The 805-nt window shown below is 57.8% G+C and carries 1 protein-coding gene; it reads right to left on the bottom strand.

Annotated features, from left to right (window positions below; genetic code table 11):
- On the bottom strand, window positions 1-805 hold an 805-nt coding region (locus B4F73_RS16065; RefSeq protein WP_290483768.1), incomplete at both ends, for an NADH-quinone oxidoreductase subunit D.

Consider the following 805-nt stretch of genomic DNA (forward strand, 5'->3'; position numbering starts at 1 on the left):
TGATGGATCAGCGCTTCCATCGAATTCTTCATTTCGGCGCGACGCGGCGGCGCAAGCTTTGAGCCTGGCACGAGGACGGGCCCGGGCCCCTCCTTTGACATCAGGTCAATGCATTGCTGCATGATCTTCACCGACTCGCGCATCTCTTCCATGCGGCAGACATAGCGGTCATAATTGTCGCCATTCCGACCAACCGGAATTTTGAAGTCGAGCTCGGAATAGCATTCATAGGGCTGCGCGCGGCGAAGGTCCCAGGCAAACCCGGACCCACGCACCATTACGCCCGAGAATCCCCACTCCATGATGGTCTTCTCATCAACCAGGCCGATATCGACATTGCGCTGTTTGAAGATACGGTTTTCGGTGACCAGGCTCTCGATGTGATCGAGCTTTCCGGGGAACTGCTCACACCATTCCGCAATATCGTCGATGAGGTTCTGCGGCAGGTCCTGATGGACGCCGCCAGGGCGGAAATACGCGGCATGCATGCGGCTGCCGGAGGCGCGCTCATAGAACACGCACAGTTTTTCACGTTCTTCAAAACCCCAGGTAATCGGCGTCAACGCGCCTACGTCGAGGATCTGCGTTGTTACATTCAGCAAGTGCGACATGATCCGGCCGAGCTCTGAATAGAGCACGCGAATCAGGCTTGCCCGCCGGGGGACTTCGACGCCCAGCAGCTTCTCGACTGCCAGGCACCAAGCGTGCTCCTGGTTCATGGGGGAGCAATAGTCCAGCCGGTCGAAATATGGCATTCCCTGCAGGAATGTCTTGTACTCCAGCAGCTTCTCGGTGCCGCGATGCA

This window comes from Hyphomonas sp. UBA3601 (assembly GCF_002375605.1).
Taxonomy (GTDB): domain Bacteria; phylum Pseudomonadota; class Alphaproteobacteria; order Caulobacterales; family Hyphomonadaceae; genus Hyphomonas.